The 17108-nt window shown below is 67.2% G+C and carries 19 protein-coding genes; 8 read left to right on the forward strand and 11 right to left on the reverse strand.

From position 1 onward, the window contains the following. Nucleotides 1-15: 15 nt before the first annotated feature. Together FB548_RS09030 and FB548_RS09035 are read right to left on the reverse strand one after the other, a co-directional pair. Entirely contained in the window at nt 16-933 is a 918-nt protein-coding gene (locus FB548_RS09030; RefSeq protein ID WP_142124442.1) for a sensor domain-containing protein, read from the reverse strand. Next, the gene (locus FB548_RS09035; protein WP_142124443.1) at nt 930-1295 is read right to left on the reverse strand and encodes a PadR family transcriptional regulator; all 366 of its coding nucleotides are present in this window, start codon (nt 1293-1295) and stop codon (nt 930-932) included. Before FB548_RS09035 ends, FB548_RS09030 begins: the two co-directional genes overlap by 4 nt. Nucleotides 1296-1427: 132 nt before the next feature. On the opposite strand from FB548_RS09035, the gene FB548_RS09040 reads away from it, so the two are divergent. The 3 genes from FB548_RS09040 (at nt 1428) to FB548_RS09050 (ending at nt 4219) form a co-directional block, all read left to right on the forward strand. Continuing rightward, a complete protein-coding gene (locus FB548_RS09040) occupies nt 1428-2336 on the forward strand; it encodes a peptidylprolyl isomerase (RefSeq protein WP_142124444.1) in 909 nt (302 codons plus the stop codon). A 104-nt stretch (nt 2337-2440) separates the two neighbouring features. Further along, on the forward strand, nt 2441-2788 hold the full coding sequence (locus FB548_RS09045; RefSeq protein ID WP_142124445.1) for a metalloregulator ArsR/SmtB family transcription factor: 348 nt from the start codon (nt 2441-2443) through the stop codon (nt 2786-2788). A gap of 27 nt (nt 2789-2815) precedes the next feature. Continuing rightward, nucleotides 2816-4219 (forward strand): DUF2867 domain-containing protein, encoded by a 1404-nt coding sequence (locus tag FB548_RS09050; RefSeq protein WP_142124446.1) that lies wholly within the window; start codon nt 2816-2818, stop codon nt 4217-4219. Here the strand turns inward: FB548_RS09050 and FB548_RS09055 are convergent. Together FB548_RS09055 and FB548_RS09060 are read right to left on the reverse strand one after the other, a co-directional pair. Further along, nucleotides 4216-4431 carry a cyclase gene (locus FB548_RS09055; RefSeq protein ID WP_142124447.1) on the reverse strand — a complete coding sequence of 72 codons (216 nt, stop codon included), beginning with the start codon at nt 4429-4431 and terminating at the stop codon, nt 4216-4218. The genes FB548_RS09050 and FB548_RS09055 overlap by 4 nt on opposite strands. Further along, nucleotides 4428-5321, reverse strand: coding sequence for a DMT family transporter (locus tag FB548_RS09060; RefSeq protein WP_142124448.1), 894 nt, complete (start codon nt 5319-5321; stop codon nt 4428-4430). The genes FB548_RS09055 and FB548_RS09060 overlap by 4 nt, the downstream gene beginning before the upstream one ends. Before the next feature lie 106 nt (nt 5322-5427). Here FB548_RS09060 and FB548_RS09065 point away from each other — a divergent pair, with 106 nt between their 5' ends. Then, entirely contained in the window at nt 5428-6363 is a 936-nt protein-coding gene (locus FB548_RS09065) for a LysR substrate-binding domain-containing protein (protein WP_142124449.1), read from the forward strand. 15 nt (nt 6364-6378) lie between these two features. Here FB548_RS09065 and FB548_RS09070 read toward each other — a convergent pair whose 3' ends face one another. Then, entirely contained in the window at nt 6379-7263 is an 885-nt protein-coding gene (locus tag FB548_RS09070; protein ID WP_142124450.1) for a DUF2785 domain-containing protein, read from the reverse strand. Nucleotides 7264-7371: 108 nt separating this feature from the next. Then, entirely contained in the window at nt 7372-7722 is a 351-nt protein-coding gene (locus FB548_RS09075) for a GFA family protein (protein WP_142124451.1), read from the reverse strand. Between the two features lie 114 nt (nt 7723-7836). On the opposite strand from FB548_RS09075, the gene FB548_RS09080 reads away from it, so the two are divergent. After that, nucleotides 7837-9648 (forward strand): DUF885 domain-containing protein, encoded by a 1812-nt coding sequence (locus FB548_RS09080; protein WP_142124452.1) that lies wholly within the window; start codon nt 7837-7839, stop codon nt 9646-9648. Between the two features lie 120 nt (nt 9649-9768). Here the strand turns inward: FB548_RS09080 and rraA are convergent, their stop codons facing one another. Further along, nucleotides 9769-10251 carry a ribonuclease E activity regulator RraA gene (rraA, locus tag FB548_RS09085; protein WP_142124453.1) on the reverse strand — a complete coding sequence of 161 codons (483 nt, stop codon included), beginning with the start codon at nt 10249-10251 and terminating at the stop codon, nt 9769-9771. Between the two features lie 72 nt (nt 10252-10323). On the opposite strand from rraA, the gene FB548_RS09090 reads away from it, so the two are divergent. Then, a complete protein-coding gene (locus FB548_RS09090) occupies nt 10324-11148 on the forward strand; it encodes a DUF72 domain-containing protein (protein ID WP_142124454.1) in 825 nt (274 codons plus the stop codon). A 5-nt stretch (nt 11149-11153) separates the two neighbouring features. On the opposite strand, the gene FB548_RS09095 is transcribed toward FB548_RS09090, so the two are convergent. Both FB548_RS09095 and FB548_RS09100 read right to left on the reverse strand, forming a co-directional pair. Continuing rightward, the gene (locus FB548_RS09095; RefSeq protein WP_142124455.1) at nt 11154-12455 is read right to left on the reverse strand and encodes an MFS transporter; all 1302 of its coding nucleotides are present in this window, start codon (nt 12453-12455) and stop codon (nt 11154-11156) included. A 204-nt stretch (nt 12456-12659) separates the two neighbouring features. Then, nucleotides 12660-13304 carry a Pr6Pr family membrane protein gene (locus FB548_RS09100; RefSeq protein ID WP_142124456.1) on the reverse strand — a complete coding sequence of 215 codons (645 nt, stop codon included), beginning with the start codon at nt 13302-13304 and terminating at the stop codon, nt 12660-12662. 101 nt (nt 13305-13405) lie between these two features. Between FB548_RS09100 and FB548_RS09105 the strand changes: the two genes are divergently transcribed. Then, the gene (locus FB548_RS09105; protein ID WP_142124457.1) at nt 13406-14353 is read left to right on the forward strand and encodes a DMT family transporter; all 948 of its coding nucleotides are present in this window, start codon (nt 13406-13408) and stop codon (nt 14351-14353) included. Then, on the forward strand, nt 14350-15420 hold the full coding sequence (locus FB548_RS09110) for a DUF1176 domain-containing protein (RefSeq protein WP_142124458.1): 1071 nt from the start codon (nt 14350-14352) through the stop codon (nt 15418-15420). The genes FB548_RS09105 and FB548_RS09110 overlap by 4 nt, the downstream gene beginning before the upstream one ends. A 12-nt stretch (nt 15421-15432) precedes the next feature. Here the strand turns inward: FB548_RS09110 and FB548_RS09115 are convergent, their stop codons facing one another. Then, nucleotides 15433-15855, reverse strand: a complete 423-nt coding sequence (locus FB548_RS09115; RefSeq protein ID WP_185742047.1) for a universal stress protein — start codon at nt 15853-15855, stop codon at nt 15433-15435. Nucleotides 15856-15946: 91 nt separating this feature from the next. Beyond that, entirely contained in the window at nt 15947-17020 is a 1074-nt protein-coding gene (locus FB548_RS09120) for a sensor domain-containing diguanylate cyclase (protein WP_142124460.1), read from the reverse strand. Between the last annotated feature and the right edge of the window lie 88 nt (nt 17021-17108).

Genomic DNA, 17108 nt, shown 5'->3' on the forward strand with positions numbered 1-17108 from the left:
TCCCACATCGATTCCTCACACCACCGGCGTACGCACCAGCAGGTGCTTGGCCAGCCAGCCATGGAAAACGCCGACGAAACGCGCCAGGTGCAGCGTGGCGAACAGCAGGACGATGCCGAGGACGGACACCAGCGGCAGCAGCCATGGCGCTTCCGTGATCAGGTTCCATTCGCCGAAATTCATGACGTAGCCGAAGGGCAGGAAATACGCCACCGGTGCGGCTATGAATCCCAACGACAAGGCCAGCAACGTGATGGCCACCGAGAAGTACAGAACGCCCAGCGGATGCATCAGCAACAGGTAAAGCATCGCGGTCCAGGTACGGCCATCGGTGAACAGCTCCTTCAACCGCGTCATCCATGGCTTGTCGCGCTGCGTGTACAGCGGACGACGCGGCATGCGCTCGCCGAGCAGCACTTCCACCATCCGGCCCTCGACCAGCGACAGCAACCGCACCGACATCAGGAACAGCAGCAGCAGCGGGATGCCGACGATCAGGATCAGCAGGCCGGCCGACAGGCTGGCGCCGGTCACGACCCAGGTGAAGTAGAACGTGCCGGTGGCCAGCGACAGCAGCATGTAGAACAGCGCGCCGTAGGTGCGGGCATCGGCGGCGACACCGAAGAAGCGGCCCAGCAGCGACTTGCGCTTCGGCGGTACCGGTGCACGCAAGGCCCTGGCGACGGTGACCTCGGTCTCCCTGTAGATGTCGGCGACTTCCTCCGGCGCGCCGTAGCTGCCGGCGACCGACGCGATCACCTCGGCTTCCGATTTGCCGGGGTTCTCCGCCATTTCAGAGCGCAGGTACTCCTCCGCGTCGTACAGGGCATCCTGGACCATGGCCTTGTCGGCGCCCGACAACGCGGCGCGCAACTGATCCAGGTATTCGGGAATGGTGGTGGGCAGACTGCCCGGGGCAGTGGTGGTGTTCATGCAGGAATCCCCTCAAGCACGGAATCGACGGAATCACGGGTGGCGCGCCAGGCGGCGATCCAGGACTGCAGGGTCAGCCGCCCTGGCTCGGTGATGCGGTAGTAGCGGCGTGGCGGGCCGGCAACGGAAGGCTCGACGAAGCTGTCCAGCAGTCCGCCACCCTCCAGGTTGCGCAGCACCGGGTAAAGCGCGCTTTGCTTGCCGCTGAGCACGCCGTCGCCGACGCGTTCGAGCTGCTTGGCGATCAGGTACCCGTACAGCGGCTCACCCGCCCGGGCCAGGACCGCCAGCAACGCCAGCGACACGGTGCCGGCACTCAGTTCTTTCTGGAACTTCTTCAGTTGGATATCGGGCTCACTCATGGCTCCCCCTCCGCGGCACTCCCGCTAGGTTGGAGACGATGCTATTACGAAGTTTGATATAGCGAGTGTGCCAGTAGTCACTGGGACCGGCGACCTCCCTACAATCGAGGCATCTCCCGTACCGGACCCGCCATGCGCCTGACGCCACTGCTGCTCGCCTGCCTGTTCGCCCTTCCCCCCGCGCATGCCGAGGAACCACCGAAGCATCCCAGTGCGAAGGAGATCCTCGACGCGTCGCCTTATGCGGACTGGCGCACGCTGGAGCCTGCCAACACGCTGTACATGGACGTGCCCGGCGGCCGCGTGGTGATCGAACTGGCCCCGGCATTCGCGCCGGAGCACGTCACCAACATCCGCACACTGGCGCGCGAGGGCTTCTGGAACGGCCTGGGCATCTACCGCTCGCACGACAACTTCGTGGTGCAGTTCGGCGATGCCGATGCGGAAGACACAGCAAAAGCCAAGTCACTGGGCACTGCGAAGACGAAGCTGCCGGCCGAGTTCGCGCGCGCCGCGACCGGCCTGACTTTCACCCGACTGCCGGACGTGGATGGATGGGCGCCAGAGGTCGGCTTCGTGGACGGATTTCCCGCCGCGCGCGATCCGAAAGCCGGCGAGGCATGGCTGGCGCACTGCTATGGCGCGCTGGGTGCCGGCCGCGGCGGCCCGCCCGACAGCAGCAACGGCAGCGAACTGTATGTGGTTACCGGACAATCGCCGCGCCAGTTGGACCGCAACATCACGCTGGTAGGCCGCGTGGTGAAGGGCATGGAACTGCTCAGCGCGATCCCCCGCGGGCCGGAGCCGATGGGTTTCTACGAAAAAGCGGAACAACGCACGCCGATCACCGCCATCCGCCTGGCCAGCGAAATGCCGGAGAGCGAACGCATGCCGCTGCAGGTGCTGCGCACTGACTCGAAAACCTTCGCCGCCGCCACCGAAGCACGCCGCAATCGCCGCGATGGCTGGTACGTGCAGCCCGCCGGCCACATCGACTTGTGCAACGTGCCGCTGCCTGTCAGGACGCCGCCCGCGCGCTGAGCCGGAAGCCGCAGGAGCCCCTGGCATCTCCGCATGGCGGCGATGCTTGACAGCGCGGCCTCACAATTAGATATTTAGCAAATACGTTAATTATCTAATTACCTATGGCCACCGACCGTATCTTCGACGCCCTCGCCTCGCGCCCGCGTCGTGAAATCCTGGCGTACTTGTCCGCGCAGGAACTGACGGCCGGCGAGATCGGCACGCGCTTCGCGATGAGCGCGCCGGCCATTTCCCGCCATCTTTCGGTGCTGGAGGCCGCAGGCCTGGTAGCCAGCGAACGCCGCGGACAGTTCATCTACTACCGGCTCACGCCCGACAACCTGATCAACACGTTGACCGGTTTTGCCTTCGAGGTATGCCCCACGGCGGGGCCGCTGAAACGCGAGTCGCGGCAGCGCGCCAAGCAGGCGGTCACTGCGCGCAAACCCGCTCCCGCCAAACCCCGCTGACTTCCGCTTCTCTGCCAGGAACGCACGATGAGCCACCCTGCCGATGCCGTCCCCGGATTTCCCACCGCCCGCATTCCTTCGTATTGCGGCGATCTTCCCGTCGAAGTGATCCTGCTGTCGCAACTTGGCCACGGAGCGGGTGACCACCTGCATGCCGAAGCGAGCATGCGCCAGCGCGCGCACCCTGGCTTCGTGGACGAACTGGATGAACCGTCCGCCCGCGTGGCGTCACCCGACTTTGAACAGGGTGAACGCTCGGCGCTTTATACCTTCGCGGTGGGCAATGGCGGCCACCCGTTCCATCGGCACGCCGGCCATCGCGTCTTCACTGCCGTTACCGGCAGCGCGGGGGCACGGCTGCGCTTCTCCACGGCATCGGATGCGCAGCTCGCGCAGGATCCGGCGCACTTCATCGCCGCCTTGCACCACGTGGATCTTCCGGCGGACTGCCTCTCCACCGTGCGCTTCGGTGGTGGTACGTGGCATCAGTTCGCGCCGCTGCAGGAAGGCAGCCGGCATCCGGTGCTGTTCGCGCTGTCGTGCCATACAGATGAACTCGGCGGGCTGGATAAGGAACCTCTGCGAGACGAGGTGCTAGCCGGCAACGCCACGCTCGCCATCCTGACCGAGACCCTGCCCGACACCGTGCAGGCCTGGCTGTCCCGGCACCCACTGGATGCCGCGTCCATACCGACCACGCGCCTGTCGCTGCACGCACCGCCGGGCAGCTGGCAGCAGCGGCTTTGTGCAGCGTTGCGTAGCCATGCGGGCCGTGTCCGTGCAGTGCTGTCGACGTGGTGCGGCAGTCTGGGATTCGTGGTGCGTCATCGCCCGCCGGTGGAAGCCCTGTGCACGCCGCCCGCCGGTTCGTTGCTGCGGGAGCACCTGCCTCGGCATCATCACGAGGACACGTTCCGCCTGCGGCTGCGCGGTGACATCGGCAGGAATGCGCAGGCCAGCGTGCTTCTGGCGGATGTGCTGGAAGGATTCCTCACACAACGCCCGACCGGCGTGACCCAGCTGATGCGCCTGCGCAATGCGCTGGTACGGCCGCTGCGCCTGCGCACGTCACCGCTGGGGTGCCCCGTGTCCTCGCTGCTCTCGCCCTCGCGCGAACAGCTGTTCGCGGGCCGCTACCCCGTGCTGGGCCAGCAGGTCGCCACGGACGGCAAGCGTGCGCAGGTATTGCTGGGCGCGGACGACCGCCACCTGGTGTTCCGTTCGTGCGTGGGCGTGCAGATCAACGAAGACAGCGTGGACATCACGCTGGGCACGCGCGTGCAATGCCGCAATGCTTTCGGCCGGTTCTACATGGCGGCGATCGATGGCGTCCACCATCGCTACATCTCGCCGTCGATGCTGCGGATGACGGTGGACAACCTGATGCGCCAGCACGCACCGTCGGCACTGGCACAAGGCGTCTTCGCCTAGGCCGTGCGCTTGTGCGCTTCCTCGATGATGCGCTTGTTGTGGATGCGCACGCTGCCCACCATCAACAGGCGCAGGTCACGGACGATGTAATCCGCCAACGCATCGTCGGTGATGGCGTCGCCGTCGATGTCCAGGCGGAAGTCCTGGCCTTGCAGGCCGCCGCCGTTGCTGAAGTCGATCTCGAAATCGAACACCACGCGCTTCTGGTTCATGCGCGCTGGCTCGCCGCCACGCTGCCCAGGATCAAAGCACCTGCCGCCAGCATCGCAGGCGTGACCGGCTCACCCAGGAACAGCCACGCAAAGCCCGCGCCGAACAGCGGCACCAGATAGGTCACTGTCGCCGCACGCGCGGGGCCGATACGCTGGATCAACCGGTAATACAGCAGGAACGCGTACCCCGTGCAGACCACTCCGATGGCGATCGCGGCACTCCACGCGCCGATGCCGATCGACGCCGTGGGCCAGTGCGTAGCCGCGAACGGAAGCACGAGCACGGCTGCACACCCCAGCGTGGCCGCTGCCGCCGCGGCGGGAGGGATCCCCGCCAGATGCCTGCGCACCAGATTGACCCCGACGCCGTAGAGCAACGCCGCCGTGGAACCCGCGACGACGGCCCCGCCCACATTCAGGCCCCCCGCCTTGCTGGTGGCCAGCACGACCACGCCGACGAACCCTACCAGCAGCGCAAGCGAACGCCGCAACCCGATCTTCTGCCCGAAGAACAGGAACCCCACCAGTGCCGCGAACAACACGGTCATTGCATTGCAGATCGCACCGATCGCGGCCGGCGAACGTTGTGCGGCCCAGGCGAACAACAGGAAGGGAATCGCGGAGTTGATCGCGCCGATCAGGGCCAGCTTCGGCCACATGCCGGCGCTGAAATGTGCACGCTCGCGCCACAGGAACGGCAGCAGCACCAGCGCACCCAGCGCCAGCCGCACTTCCACCAGCGCGAACGGTCCGAACGGGTTGGCCGCGATCCGCATGAACAGGAACGAGCTGCCCCAGATCGCGCCCAGGGCCAGCAGCTCCAGCGGCGTGCGCCAGTCGCGTTGGGCCACCTCGGGGAGTGTTCCCGCCGCTGCATTTCCCTGCGTCATCGCCATACCCTCGTTCGTGCCTGCCTCCATTCTGGCCAAACGTACAGGCCCCGCAAGCGCGTACGATACGGCCAAGCCACAAATCTGGCTTGTGCCTGGAGCCCCCATGAGCCTGCGCCCCGCCCTGCTGCCCGCCCTCGGCGTCTTCGCCGCGGCGGCACGTCACCAGAACTTCGCGCATGCGGCCGACGAGCTGCATCTCACCGCCAGCGCCGTCAGCCACCACGTGCGCAAGCTGGAGGCGCTGCTGGGCGTGGTGCTGTTCCAGCGTCATGCCCGTGGCGTGAAGCTCACCGCCGAAGGCCGGCAGCTGGCGGATGCGGCCAACGCTGCGTTGGGTGATATCGATGCGGTGGCTTCGCATCTGCAATTGGCCGGCAAGACCACCACGCTGCGCCTCACCACGCTGCACTCGCTGGCCTACTGCTGGTTGCTGCCACGACTGCCTCGCTTCTGCGCGCGCCATCCGCACATCCGGCTGCATGTCGATACCGGTATCGCGCTGACGCGGTTCGATGACGAGGGTCCGGAACTGGGCATCCGTCACGGGCCCGGGCACTGGGCGGGCCTGACCGCACACCATCTGATGGATGACGAGTTATTCCCGGTAGCCTCGCCCGCGTTGCCCGGGATCGAGGCCGTTCGGGAGCCACGCCAGATCGCGCAGTTGCCGCTGGTCACCGACCTCGCGCTGCAGGGCTGGCGCGACTGGTTCCGTGCTGCGGGTGTACGTGGTCTGCGACTTCCCGCCATGCATAGCTTCAACGACAGCACCGACGCAATGCGCGCCGCCGTGTACGGCGTGGGTGCTGCGCTTGCACGTCACCACATCGCGCAACCGTATCTTCAACGCTACGAACTGGTGCGCCTGCCCGGTCCTGCCCTGAAGGCGCGCTTCGCGTACTACGCCGTGCACCCCGCGCACAAATCACCGAGCGCCGCGGCGCAGGTATTCATCGACTGGCTGAAGGAAGAAACCCGCGACGAGCGCACGCCCCTGCCACCGATGCCGGACGACTTCCTGGGACGTCGCGGCAGCTGAGCCACACGCGACCCGTCAGGGCACGGCCTTGAGCGCCTGCACCACGGCCGGCTTCAGCGCACGGATGTTGGGGTCTGCGGACTGGTCGGCTTCCAGATGGACGCTCATCAGGAACGCCATCAGATCGTGACGTCGCGCGAGCCAGACACTGTCGGCATAGGCCTGCTTCGGGACCCCCAGCCTTGGAGGCAACGCGCCGAACCAGCGCGTCCACGCCTGTTCGTCCAGCAGGCCACGCCTGGCGGCATACAGCACCGGCCGCGCCAGTCGCCCCGGCTCGCCGAAGACGTAGGCGTGCGCGCTTTCCGGCACGGCCTGTTCCGCCACGGCCTGCAGCAGCACATCCACGTGCGCGCGATCCACCTGCTCGTTGAGCACCAGTTGCAGCAGCCAGTCCGCCCCATGTGCGACGCCGTGCCGCCAACCGTCGACAGCGTCGAACCCGCGATAGTCGCGCACCGATGCCAGGTAGGCGGCGGCGCGCGCGACCATGTCGGCGCGTTCATCGGACGACATCCAGGGCGCGATACGGTCGGTGCGCGCAACCTCCGACAACACCAGCGCTGCGAAAGGCGGGCCGAATCCCGCGGCGGTGTCCTCGCCCAGCATCGCGTACAGGCGGTCGCGCAAGGCGCGGCGTTGTTCCACGTCCAACTGTCCCGCGCGCAGCCAGGTGCTGAGGCCCTCATAGGCCACGCCATCGCGCAAGGCAGGATCGGGATCGGCCAGGCACGCCGGCAGTCCCGCCGCCAGGACAGCACGCACGTCATCAGGCACGGCGAATTTCTGTTCCCGAAGCAACTGCAGCGAACCCCGATCCGTCCCCTCTGGCGGACAGGCCGCCTGCGCCGACCACGACAGCAGCACTCCCGCCAACGCCAGCCATGCCCTTGAACGCATCGTCATCTCCTCGACCTTGTGCCATCGCCCGACTTTACGGGCCATCCTGCATGCATGCGACAACGCGGAAAACGGTAGCGCAGGTCAACTACCCCGTTCGTACCACGATCAGGCACTGGCGCCATCGAAGGGGATGACCTTCAACGCGGAAAGGTCCACATCGGGCAGGCAGCGGACGTTGATGGCGGCCATCTGTGCGCCCGTCGCCGGATGCGCGGCCTCGCCGAACGGCGCAATGCCACAGGTCGCGCAGAAGCGATGCTGGATGTGGTGCTTGTTGAAGGTGTAGGTGGACAGATCGCCTTCAGGTGTCTTCAGCACCAGCGCCTCGCGCGGCGCGAACCACAACAGGCCGCCTCGCCGCCGGCACAGCGAACAGTTGCAGTCGATGACCTCCGCGATGTCGCCCTCGACCTCGAATGCGATGCGGCCACAATGGCAGCTCCCTTCGTGCTTCATGTCACGGTTCTCCGTCGTCCGGTGCGCCAGCGTATATCGAATGGCATGGGCGTGGGCATGACCTCCGGCCTATCCTGTCCATCCTGACCCACATCGCATCGCAACAGGACTCCCATGCGCAAGACCCTGCTCGCCGCCGCCCTCCTGGCCTCGCTGGCCGCCTGCCAGAAGAGCGAAGCCCCCACCGCCGCCCCGGGTGCCGACACCGCAGCCGCGACCGCTGACACCGCCAAGGCCGATGCCGCCTTCGCTGACCTGTCCAAGCGCGCGCTCGACGGTTGGCTGCAGCTCTCGCCCGTCAGCGCCACCCAGATCGGCGAGCACAAGTACGACGGCGAACTCGATGACCTGAGCGCGGGCGGCAGGCAGAAAGGCCTGGAGTTCAGCAGGAAGATCCTGGCCGAACTGGATGCCACCGACATCGCCTCCCTGTCGCGCGAGAACCAGGTCGACGCCGCCATCCTGCGCAACCAGTTGCAGTACGACATCTGGACCGCCGAAACGCTGCAGAGCTGGGCCTGGGATCCGCAGGTCTACAACAACGTCGCCGGCGGTGCGATCTACGGCCTGATGGCGCGCGAATTTGCGCCGTTGCCGGACCGTCTGAAGTCCGCCACCGCGCGCATGCAGAAGATCCCGGCGCTGCTGGCGCAGGCGCGCGAGAACCTGGATCCGGCGCGCGTGCCCAAGGTGCACGCCGAAACCGTCGCCAAGCAGAACGCCGGCATCCTGAGCATCGTCGACACCTTCATCACGCCGAACCTCAAGGACCTGCCGGAAGCCGACCGCGCGCAGGCGCAGGCCGCCATCGACACGCTGAAGAAGGCCGTGGCCGAGCACCAGGCCTGGCTGGACAAGACGCTGGTCCCGAACGCGAAGGGCGACTTCCGCATCGGCCAGACGCTGTACGACCAGAAGCTGCAGTTCGCGCTGCTGTCGTCGCTGTCGCGCGCCGACATCAAGCAGCGCGCCGAGGGCGAGCTCAAGCGCGTGCGCGAGGAGATGTACGGCATCGCCCGCACCGTGCTGAAGGACAAGCCCGGCGCGCCCGCGCTGCCGGAAACGCCCACCGCCGACGAGCAGCAGAAGGCGATCGAGGCTGCGCTCGAGCTGGCCTACGCCGAGCGTCCGGCGCGCGACAAGGTGGTGCCGGATGCCGAAGCGGCGCTGGCGCAGGCCACCGAATTCGTGCGCAAGCACGACCTGGTCACGCTGCCCGACGCACCGGTGGAAATCATCGAGATGCCGGAGTTCCAGCGCGGCGTGGCGGTGGCGTACTGCGACTCGCCCGGCCCGCTCGACAAGCACCTGAAGACCTTCTACGCCGTCTCGCCGATTCCGGACGAATGGGACCAGAAGCAGGTCGACTCGTTCCTGCGCGAATACAACAGCCGGATGATCCACCTGCTGAGCATCCACGAAGGCACGCCGGGCCACTACCTGGAAGGCTGGCACTCGGCCAAGTTCCCGTCGATGCTGCGCGCCGTGCTGCGTTCGGGCATGTTCGCCGAAGGCTGGGCCGTGTACACCGAGAAGATGATGGCCGACGCCGGCTACCTCGACAACGACCCGCTGTTCCACCTGGTGCAGATGAAGTTCTACCTGCGCACGATCGCCAACGCGATCCTGGACCAGGGCGTGCAGGTGGACGGTTGGACGCGCGAACAGGCGATGGACCTGATGGTGCGCCAGACCTTCCAGCAGGAACGCGAAGCCGCCGGCAAGTGGACGCGCGCACAGCTGACGTCGGCGCAGCTGCCCACCTACTTCGTCGGCGTGCAGGAACATTTCGACATGCGCAAGGCCGCCGAGGCCAAGCAGGGCGCGCAGTTCAATCTGAAGGCCTACCACGACCAGGTACTGTCGTACGGCGCGCCGCCGGTGCGCTTCGTGCGGCAGCTGATGCTGGACGAACCGATCAAGTGACATCCCGGCGCGCGCGTCAGCGCGCCTTTGCCGGGACGTCACCCCCGCGCAGGCGGGGGTCCAGCGACTTGCACGCGCCTATCGACCAAGAAGGGCAGGCCTCACGCCTGCCCTTCTTTTTCACGCCTCGTGCAGGCGTGTGTTCGCGACCAGTACGCCATTGGCATCGGCATAGATCCAGTCGCCCGGCGTGATCGACACGCCAGCGAACGTCACAGGCACGTCCACGTCGCCCAAGCCGCGCTTCTCGGTCTTCATCGGATGCGACGCCCGTGCCTGTACGCCAAGCGGCAAAGCAGCGAGCGCGTCGACATCGCGCACGCAGCCAAAGATCAGGAAGCCGGACCAACCATTCTTCACCGCGTTCGCTGCGATCTGGTCGCCCAGCAACGCGCGACGCAGCGAACCACCGCCATCGACCACCATCACTCGGCCCTCGCCGGGCGTGGCGGCCAGTTCGCGCACGCGCGAGTTGTCCTCGAAGCACTTCACCGTCACCGCCGGCCCGGCGAATGCGACGCGTCCGCCGTAACCGCGGAACACTGGCTCGGCGACCTGCACGTCGGTGTACTGGTCGCAGAGGTCGGGTGTGGTCCAGGACATGCGGCATCTCCGAGGGCGCGGGTTGACCGCATGGTAACGCGGACGCGACTGGCACCGGGCTATGCTTCGCGCATGGACGACCTCTTCGCTTCCCCGCCTCCCGTTCCCAACGACGGCATCCGCGTCGGCATCGGCGGCTGGACGTTCGCGCTCTGGCGCAAGAACTTCTATCCCGATGGCCTGGTGCAACGGCGCGAGCTGGAATACGCCAGCCGCCAGCTGACCGCCATCGAGATCAACGGCACCTACTACGGCGCGCAGAAGCCGGCGACCTACGCCAGCTGGCGCGATCAGACGCCTGACGGCTTCGTGTTCTCGGCCAAGGCGCCGAAGCGGATCATGCAGTCGCGATCGCTGGCATCGACGCAGGCGCAGGTGGAGGATTTCGTCCGCGGCATCGCCGAGCTCGGCGCGAAGCTGGGGCCGCTGGTCTGGCAGTTCGAAGCGGGCCGACGCGTGGACGCGGACGAACTCGACGCTTTCCTGACGCTGCTGCCTCGCGAGGTCGATGGCCGCCCGCTACGGCATGCGCTGGAGGTCCGCGATCCCGGCGCGGTGGACGGGGACTTCATCCACCTGGCGCGTCGCCACCAGGTCGCCACGGTCTTCACCGATTCCACCGACTATCCCTCTTTCGCCGACCTCACGGCGGACTTCGTCTACGCGCGCCTGATGCGCTCGCAGCCGATCGAAACCGGATATCCGCCACCGGAGCTGGCGCAGTGGGCCGAACGCGCACGCGCATGGTCGCGTGGCGAAGACATCGCCGAGCTGCCACACGTGGGCGAGCCCGCGCCCGAGCTGCCGCGACGCGACGTGTTCATTTACTTCATCAGCAGCGCGAAGGAACGCAATCCGGCCGCGGCGATGGAACTGATCCGCAAGCTCGCGAGATAACGCCGTCAGTAGCGCAGCGGATGCTTCACGATGACCCACGTGGCGACGCCGATGCCGACCAGGCAGGTGAACGCCACATAGTGCGCCGGCGCCAACGGTCCCCAGTCGACAGACAGCCAGGCGAGCAGCGGTGGCGTCAGTCCGCCGAACACCGCGTAAGCCACGTTGTACGAGAACGACAGTCCGGAGAACCTGACCTCGGGCGGAAACGCGGCCACCATCAACGCCGGCGTCACGCCCACCACGCCGCAGCAGAAGCCAGCCAGCGTGTACCAGGCCACGAATTCCGCCTGATGGCCCGCCACCAGCGCGCCGTACAGGGCGTACGCAGCCGCGCCCAACCCCAGCGATCCGAACAGCAGCGCACGCCCCACGCCGATGCGGTCCACCGCCCAGCCCGCGACCAGACAACCGAATACCAGCGCCAGCGTCGCCAGGCTGTTGCCCTGGAATGCCACGGCAGGCGCAATGCCGAAGCTGGTCTGCACCAGCGTTGGCGTCAGCAGCACGATCACCACGATGGCGGCGGTCAACTGCCAAGAGGCCAGCATCGACAGGATCACCGCCGGACGGTACGCGGCGAGCACTTGCTTCACCGGCATCTGCCGCGCGAGTTGTTTGCGCACGCGCATCTCGACGAACACCGGCGTCTCCTCAAGCCAGCGCCGCAACCACACGGCGATGAAGCCGAACACGCCACCCAGCACGAACGGCAGGCGCCACACGCCGTCCTGCACCTCGGCGGCGCTGTAGTTCGCGTTGATCCATGCCGCCAGCAGCGAACCGATCAGGATGCCGGCAGTGAGTCCAGCCGTCAGCGTCGCGCAGGCGATGCCGACGCGACTGCGCGGCACGTGCTCGGCCACGAATACCCAGGCCCCGGGCACTTCGCCTCCCACCGCGATGCCCTGCACGACGCGCATCGCCAGCAACAGCAATGGCGCCAGCGCGCCTACCTGCGTGTAAGTAGGCAACAGCCCGATCAGCAGGGTAGGCACGGACATCATGAAGACGCTGAGCGTGAACATGCGCTTGCGCCCGAGGCGGTCGCCGAAGTGCGCCATCACGATGCCGCCGAGCGGTCGCGCCACGTAGCCCGCCGCGAAGATGCCGTACACCTGCAGCTGTGCCAGCCACGGCGCGGTACCGGGCGGGAAGAACAACGCACCCAACACCTTGGCGAAGAATACGAACACGACGAAGTCGTAAAACTCCAGCGCGCCGCCCAGCGCCGACAGGCCGAGCGTCTTCGCATCGCGCCGGTTGAAGGGACGGTGGATCGGACGCGATGCGTCGTCGGTTGTCATGCGTTGGTCCCGAATGTCGGCCCCGTCATGGCGCGCGAACATCGCATGCCGCACGAGACACGTCCAGCGCTGTCGCTTCCTGTAGGAGCGACGTGAGTCGCGACCGTACACCGGCCTCGCCAGGACACGCCGGTCATCCGACGGGCCGCGCGCGACGCAAGCTTTGCATGACCGGACGACGCGCGGTCGCGACTCACGTCGCTCCTACAGTGAAGCACGGCGCCGGCCAAGTGCGCGGTCCAGTCCCGCGACCACCAGCCCCAGCACGATGAACACGCCCATGACGCCCAGCGCGTTGATCCCGACCCTCGTCCAGCCCAGTTGGCCAACGTCGATGAAGGGGTACGGGTACTCGCCCACCCACGCGCCACGCAGGAATACCCAGGCCACGTATACCAGCGGGAACAGCAGCCATCCCGTCACGTCGCGCCAGCGCAGCGCCCCATGCGGCACGCACGTCAGCCACCACGCCCAGTACGCCAGCGGCACCGCGTAGTGCAGGCCGGAGTCGGCCCACCACTGCGCACCCTGCGGTTGCCACAGGTGACGCAGGATGAAGAAGTAGATGCTGCCGGTGACGCCGATGTAGAGCGCGACCGCACCGCGCACGTGGGCCTGCACGAAGAAGCCGGACTGCCCCTTCGCCGCGGCGAAGGCGACCAGCGCCACCGCGATGTTGCTGAGGATGGTGAAGTAGGTGACGAATCGCACCGTGCCCAGGACCACGCCGACATTGTCGCGGGTCAGTCGCAAGATCAGGACGTACTGCAACACCAGCGCCGCCAAGGCCAGCAGCCCCACAAGGGCGGAGAACGTACGCGGCACGATATGAAGGCGTGCGGGCGACATCGGTCATCCTCGATCCACGGTCCTGCCAGCTTGCCACGGCGGCGCCCCGGTCGGGAGTGGTCCCGTCGCCAGCGTCCCGCGGCATCGGCGACAATGCGCGCATGCCGATGACCCCGACCGCCAAGGCCCAGCTTCAGATCCACCTGTGCGTGCTGCTGTGGGGCTTCACGCCCATCCTGGGCAAGCTGATCAGCCTGTCCGCACTGCCGCTGGTGTGGTGGCGCATGCTGATCGTGGTGGTCGCCCTCGCCTTCCTGCCACGCGTGTGGCGCGGCCTGCGTGCGATGCCGGCGAAGTTGATCCTCGCCTATTGCGGCATCGGCCTGATCGTGGCGCTGCACTGGCTGACGTTCTATGGCGCCATTAAGTTGTCGAACGCGTCCGTGGCGGTGACCTGCATCGCGCTGGCGCCGGCCTTCACCTCGGTGATCGAGCCCTGGCTGACGCGCCGGCCGTTTTCCTGGCGCGAACTCCTCTTCGGCGTCGCCGTGCTGCCGGGCGTGGCACTGGTGGTCGGAGGAATTCCCGACGGCATGCGGCTGGGCGTGCTGGTGGGTGCGCTGTCGGCGCTGCTGGTGGCGCTGTTCGGCCCGCTCAACAAGCGCCTGATCGACCACGGCGAACCGCTGACCATCACCGGACTGGAGCTGGGGTCCGGCACGGTGCTGCTGACGCTGCTCGCGCCCCTGATGCCGATGCTGTTCCCCGCCTTCGCCGGCGACCTGTTCGTGCTGCCCGGCCTGCGCGACGGCACCCTGCTGCTGGTGCTGTCGCTGGCCTGCACGCTGCTGCCGTTCGCGTTGTCGCTGGTCGCGCTGAAACATCTCAGCGCGTATGGCGTGCAACTGGTGACCAACCTCGAACCCGTCTACGCCATCCTGCTGGCGATCGTGCTGCTGGGCGAACAGCGCGAACTCACGCCACTGTTCTACCTGGGCGTGGGCATCATCCTGGCCGCGGTGTTCCTGCATCCGCTCGCGCAACGCCCGAAGCGCATCGAGCACCCGGAAATGCTGGGCACGTCGGAAGCCAAGAACATCGTCGAATGAAGACATTGCACGTCCATAACCGGAGCCTGCCCTTCGCCGCGGCCCTTGTCGCGCTGTCGACGGCATCCACCGCCTCCGCGACCACGCCGGTGTACCGCGAAATGAAGGACTGGGTGGTGGCCTGCGACAACACCGCGCGTTGCGAAGCGATCGGCATGCAGGAGGCGTATCCGCAGCTCATCCTGCGGCTGATGGTCGACGCGGGCCCCGCGGGCGAACCGGTGCTGTCGCTGGAATCGGAGGCACCGGTATCCGCGCGCGACCTGCGCCTGGACGGCGAGCCTTTCGCCGTCGCAGCGCTGCTGCGGCCGGCGACCACCGACGAAGGCGTGCAACATATCGGGCACGACGGCGCACAGGTACGCACGTTCCTCGATGCGGTCCGCAATGGCACACAACTGCAGGCCGGCACCGGCGAGGAGGCCCCCACCGCCTCGCTCGCAGGTTTGTCGGCCGCTCTGCTGCTGATCGATGAAACCCAGGGCCGCTTGGGCACCAAGACGGCCCTGCTCCGGCGCGGCCCGCTGCCGGTCGCGCGCGTGCCCGCCGCGCCGGCGGTGCCCGCGCCCATCCGTGCCGTGGTCGCACCGCTGCTGGACGAGGCGGAAGCACGTCGCCTGGTTGCGCGGGCAAGGTTGCAGGCAGCGGACGAAGTACAGCGCGAGGACTGCTTCGTCGAACCAGACACCGCCTATGACGAAGCCCATGCCCTGAACGACGACGAAGCGCTGGTCGCCCTGGAGTGCTGGCGCGGCGCCTATCAGTCATCCAGCCTGCTGTTCCGCCTGCGGCGCAACGATGCAGGTGCGCCTACCCGCGTGCGGTTGACGGTGCCCGTGCAGGATGAAGGCGCACCGCGGGTGATCGATGCATTCACCAGCGTCGGGTTCGGCCAGGGCCAACTGTCCCACTTCGCCAAGGGGCGAGGCCTTGCCGACTGCGGCGAGAGCGCGGCCTGGACCTTCGACGGCCATGACTTCCGCCTGCAGGGCTACCACCGCCTGGGGTGGTGCCGCGGCGGCAATCCCGGTGAATGGCCCACCCTCTGGCGTACCCGCGGCGATTGAATCACGCGCGATTCAGCGCGCGACCACCACCGGCACCGGACTGGTGGCGATGACCTTCAGCGCCACCGAACCGACCAGCAGTTGCTTCAGCGCACCGCGGCCGTGGGTGCCCATCACGATCAGATCCACCTTGCCGGACTTGGCCTGCTTGACGATGCTCTCAGCCGGCTCGCCCACCACGATCTTCTCCACGAAGGGCAACTGCGCGCGCTTGAGCGCGGTGCGCGCCTTCTTCATCGCGTAGGCGCCGTTTTCCGCGTGGTAACGCTCCACGCCATCGCTGCCGAGTTCCAGCGCAACCGAGCGCAGCAGCGGTGGATCGACATACAGCAGGGTCACGGCAGGCAGGTCGGCCAACGACTTGCTCAGCTCCACCAGATGGCGGACGGCCGCCAGGCCGATCTCGCTTCCATCCACGGCCAACAGGATCTTCATCGTCGTTCTCCGCATGGGGCGGGCGCCCGCTGCGCCGCCGATGGGTACAGCATGCGTCAGTCCGTCGCGGCGCGCATTGATCCCGATCAACTCAGGCCGCCGCCACCACCACCCGATCGCGCCCGTTGCGCTTGGCTTCGTACAGCGCCTGGTCGGCGCGACGGAACATGGTCTCGGCCGTATCCCCGCGCTGACGGTCCGCGAGGCCGATGCTGACCGACACCGGCAGGCCGATGGGCAGCAGGCCCACGCTCTGCCGCATGTACTCGCACTGCAGCTGTGCCTCATCGCGCTTCGCGCCCGGCATCAGGATGACGAACTCCTCACCACCATAGCGGGCGGCCAGTCCACGTCCGGCCGACTGGGACTTCAGCATGTCCGCCAGCGCCACCAGTACGCGGTCGCCTTCATCGTGGCCATGCAGGTCGTTGATCGTCTTGAAGTGGTCCACGTCCAGCACTGCCACCGCCAGCGGTTCACCCGACTCCTCGGCCTTGTGCATCGCGGCCTGCAGCGCAGCCGCGAACGCCCGGCGATTGGGCAGGCCCGTCAGCACGTCGGTGCGGGTCTGCTCGGAAAGATCGGCGTTCTGTTGCTCCAGCTGGTCCTGGTAGAGCTGCATCTGCTGTTCGTACCAGCCGCGCTCGCGCAGTTGATGACTCAGTTGCCGGCTTACGCGACGCAACTCCAGCAACTGGGAGACCTGTCGCGAGAGCGCATCCAGCGCGGTGAGCTGGAACGGCTCCAGCTGCCGCGGCTGCGCGTCCACCAGGCACAACGCGCCCAGGGCGAAGCCATCCGACGTCACCAGCGGTGCGCCCGCATAGAACCGGATGCCGTTCCCGGCGGTGACCAGCGGGTTGTCGGCGAAGCGCGCATCACGCGTCGCATCCGGCACCACCGTCATGGTGTCCGGACTGAGGATGGTGTGTGCGCAGAAGGACGTTTCCAGCGAGGGGTCCGGGCTGTCCATGCCGACCTGGGCCTTGAACCACTGCCGGTTGCGATCGATCAGCGTGACGGCCGCCATCGGTACATCGCAGATCGCGGCGGCGATCCGCACCAGATCGTCGAAGGCGCGTTCGGGATCGCTGTCGAGAATGTCGAAGCTGCGCAGGGCAGCCAGGCGTTCTTCTTCGTTGTCGGGCTTGAGAGGTCGGCTCATGCCGGCAGTGGATGTGGATACCGGGGCAGTATGCCGATGTTCGTGCGCACCGGATGCCGCCGCCCCGCGACGGCGATCACGCTCTGCG

Origin of the sequence: Pseudoxanthomonas sp. 3HH-4 (assembly GCF_006716465.1) — a bacterium.
In the GTDB taxonomy this organism is placed as follows: domain Bacteria; phylum Pseudomonadota; class Gammaproteobacteria; order Xanthomonadales; family Xanthomonadaceae; genus Pseudoxanthomonas_A.

What these genes read in the sequence shown, in the direction of transcription:
- FB548_RS09030 (WP_142124442.1), bottom strand. Translation starts at nt 933, where the DNA reads ATGAACACCACCACTGCCCCGGGCAGTCTGCCCACCACCATTCCCGAA.
- FB548_RS09035 (WP_142124443.1), bottom strand. Translation starts at nt 1,295, where the DNA reads ATGAGTGAGCCCGATATCCAACTGAAGAAGTTCCAGAAAGAACTGAGT.
- FB548_RS09040 (WP_142124444.1), top strand. Translation starts at nt 1,428, where the DNA reads ATGCGCCTGACGCCACTGCTGCTCGCCTGCCTGTTCGCCCTTCCCCCC.
- FB548_RS09045 (WP_142124445.1), top strand. Translation starts at nt 2,441, where the DNA reads ATGGCCACCGACCGTATCTTCGACGCCCTCGCCTCGCGCCCGCGTCGT.
- FB548_RS09050 (WP_142124446.1), top strand. Translation starts at nt 2,816, where the DNA reads ATGAGCCACCCTGCCGATGCCGTCCCCGGATTTCCCACCGCCCGCATT.
- FB548_RS09055 (WP_142124447.1), bottom strand. Translation starts at nt 4,431, where the DNA reads ATGAACCAGAAGCGCGTGGTGTTCGATTTCGAGATCGACTTCAGCAAC.
- FB548_RS09060 (WP_142124448.1), bottom strand. Translation starts at nt 5,321, where the DNA reads ATGACGCAGGGAAATGCAGCGGCGGGAACACTCCCCGAGGTGGCCCAA.
- FB548_RS09065 (WP_142124449.1), top strand. Translation starts at nt 5,428, where the DNA reads ATGAGCCTGCGCCCCGCCCTGCTGCCCGCCCTCGGCGTCTTCGCCGCG.
- FB548_RS09070 (WP_142124450.1), bottom strand. Translation starts at nt 7,263, where the DNA reads ATGCGTTCAAGGGCATGGCTGGCGTTGGCGGGAGTGCTGCTGTCGTGG.
- FB548_RS09075 (WP_142124451.1), bottom strand. Translation starts at nt 7,722, where the DNA reads ATGAAGCACGAAGGGAGCTGCCATTGTGGCCGCATCGCATTCGAGGTC.
- FB548_RS09080 (WP_142124452.1), top strand. Translation starts at nt 7,837, where the DNA reads ATGCGCAAGACCCTGCTCGCCGCCGCCCTCCTGGCCTCGCTGGCCGCC.
- rraA (WP_142124453.1), bottom strand. Translation starts at nt 10,251, where the DNA reads ATGTCCTGGACCACACCCGACCTCTGCGACCAGTACACCGACGTGCAG.
- FB548_RS09090 (WP_142124454.1), top strand. Translation starts at nt 10,324, where the DNA reads ATGGACGACCTCTTCGCTTCCCCGCCTCCCGTTCCCAACGACGGCATC.
- FB548_RS09095 (WP_142124455.1), bottom strand. Translation starts at nt 12,455, where the DNA reads ATGACAACCGACGACGCATCGCGTCCGATCCACCGTCCCTTCAACCGG.
- FB548_RS09100 (WP_142124456.1), bottom strand. Translation starts at nt 13,304, where the DNA reads ATGTCGCCCGCACGCCTTCATATCGTGCCGCGTACGTTCTCCGCCCTT.
- FB548_RS09105 (WP_142124457.1), top strand. Translation starts at nt 13,406, where the DNA reads ATGCCGATGACCCCGACCGCCAAGGCCCAGCTTCAGATCCACCTGTGC.
- FB548_RS09110 (WP_142124458.1), top strand. Translation starts at nt 14,350, where the DNA reads ATGAAGACATTGCACGTCCATAACCGGAGCCTGCCCTTCGCCGCGGCC.
- FB548_RS09115 (WP_185742047.1), bottom strand. Translation starts at nt 15,855, where the DNA reads ATGAAGATCCTGTTGGCCGTGGATGGAAGCGAGATCGGCCTGGCGGCC.
- FB548_RS09120 (WP_142124460.1), bottom strand. Translation starts at nt 17,020, where the DNA reads ATGAGCCGACCTCTCAAGCCCGACAACGAAGAAGAACGCCTGGCTGCC.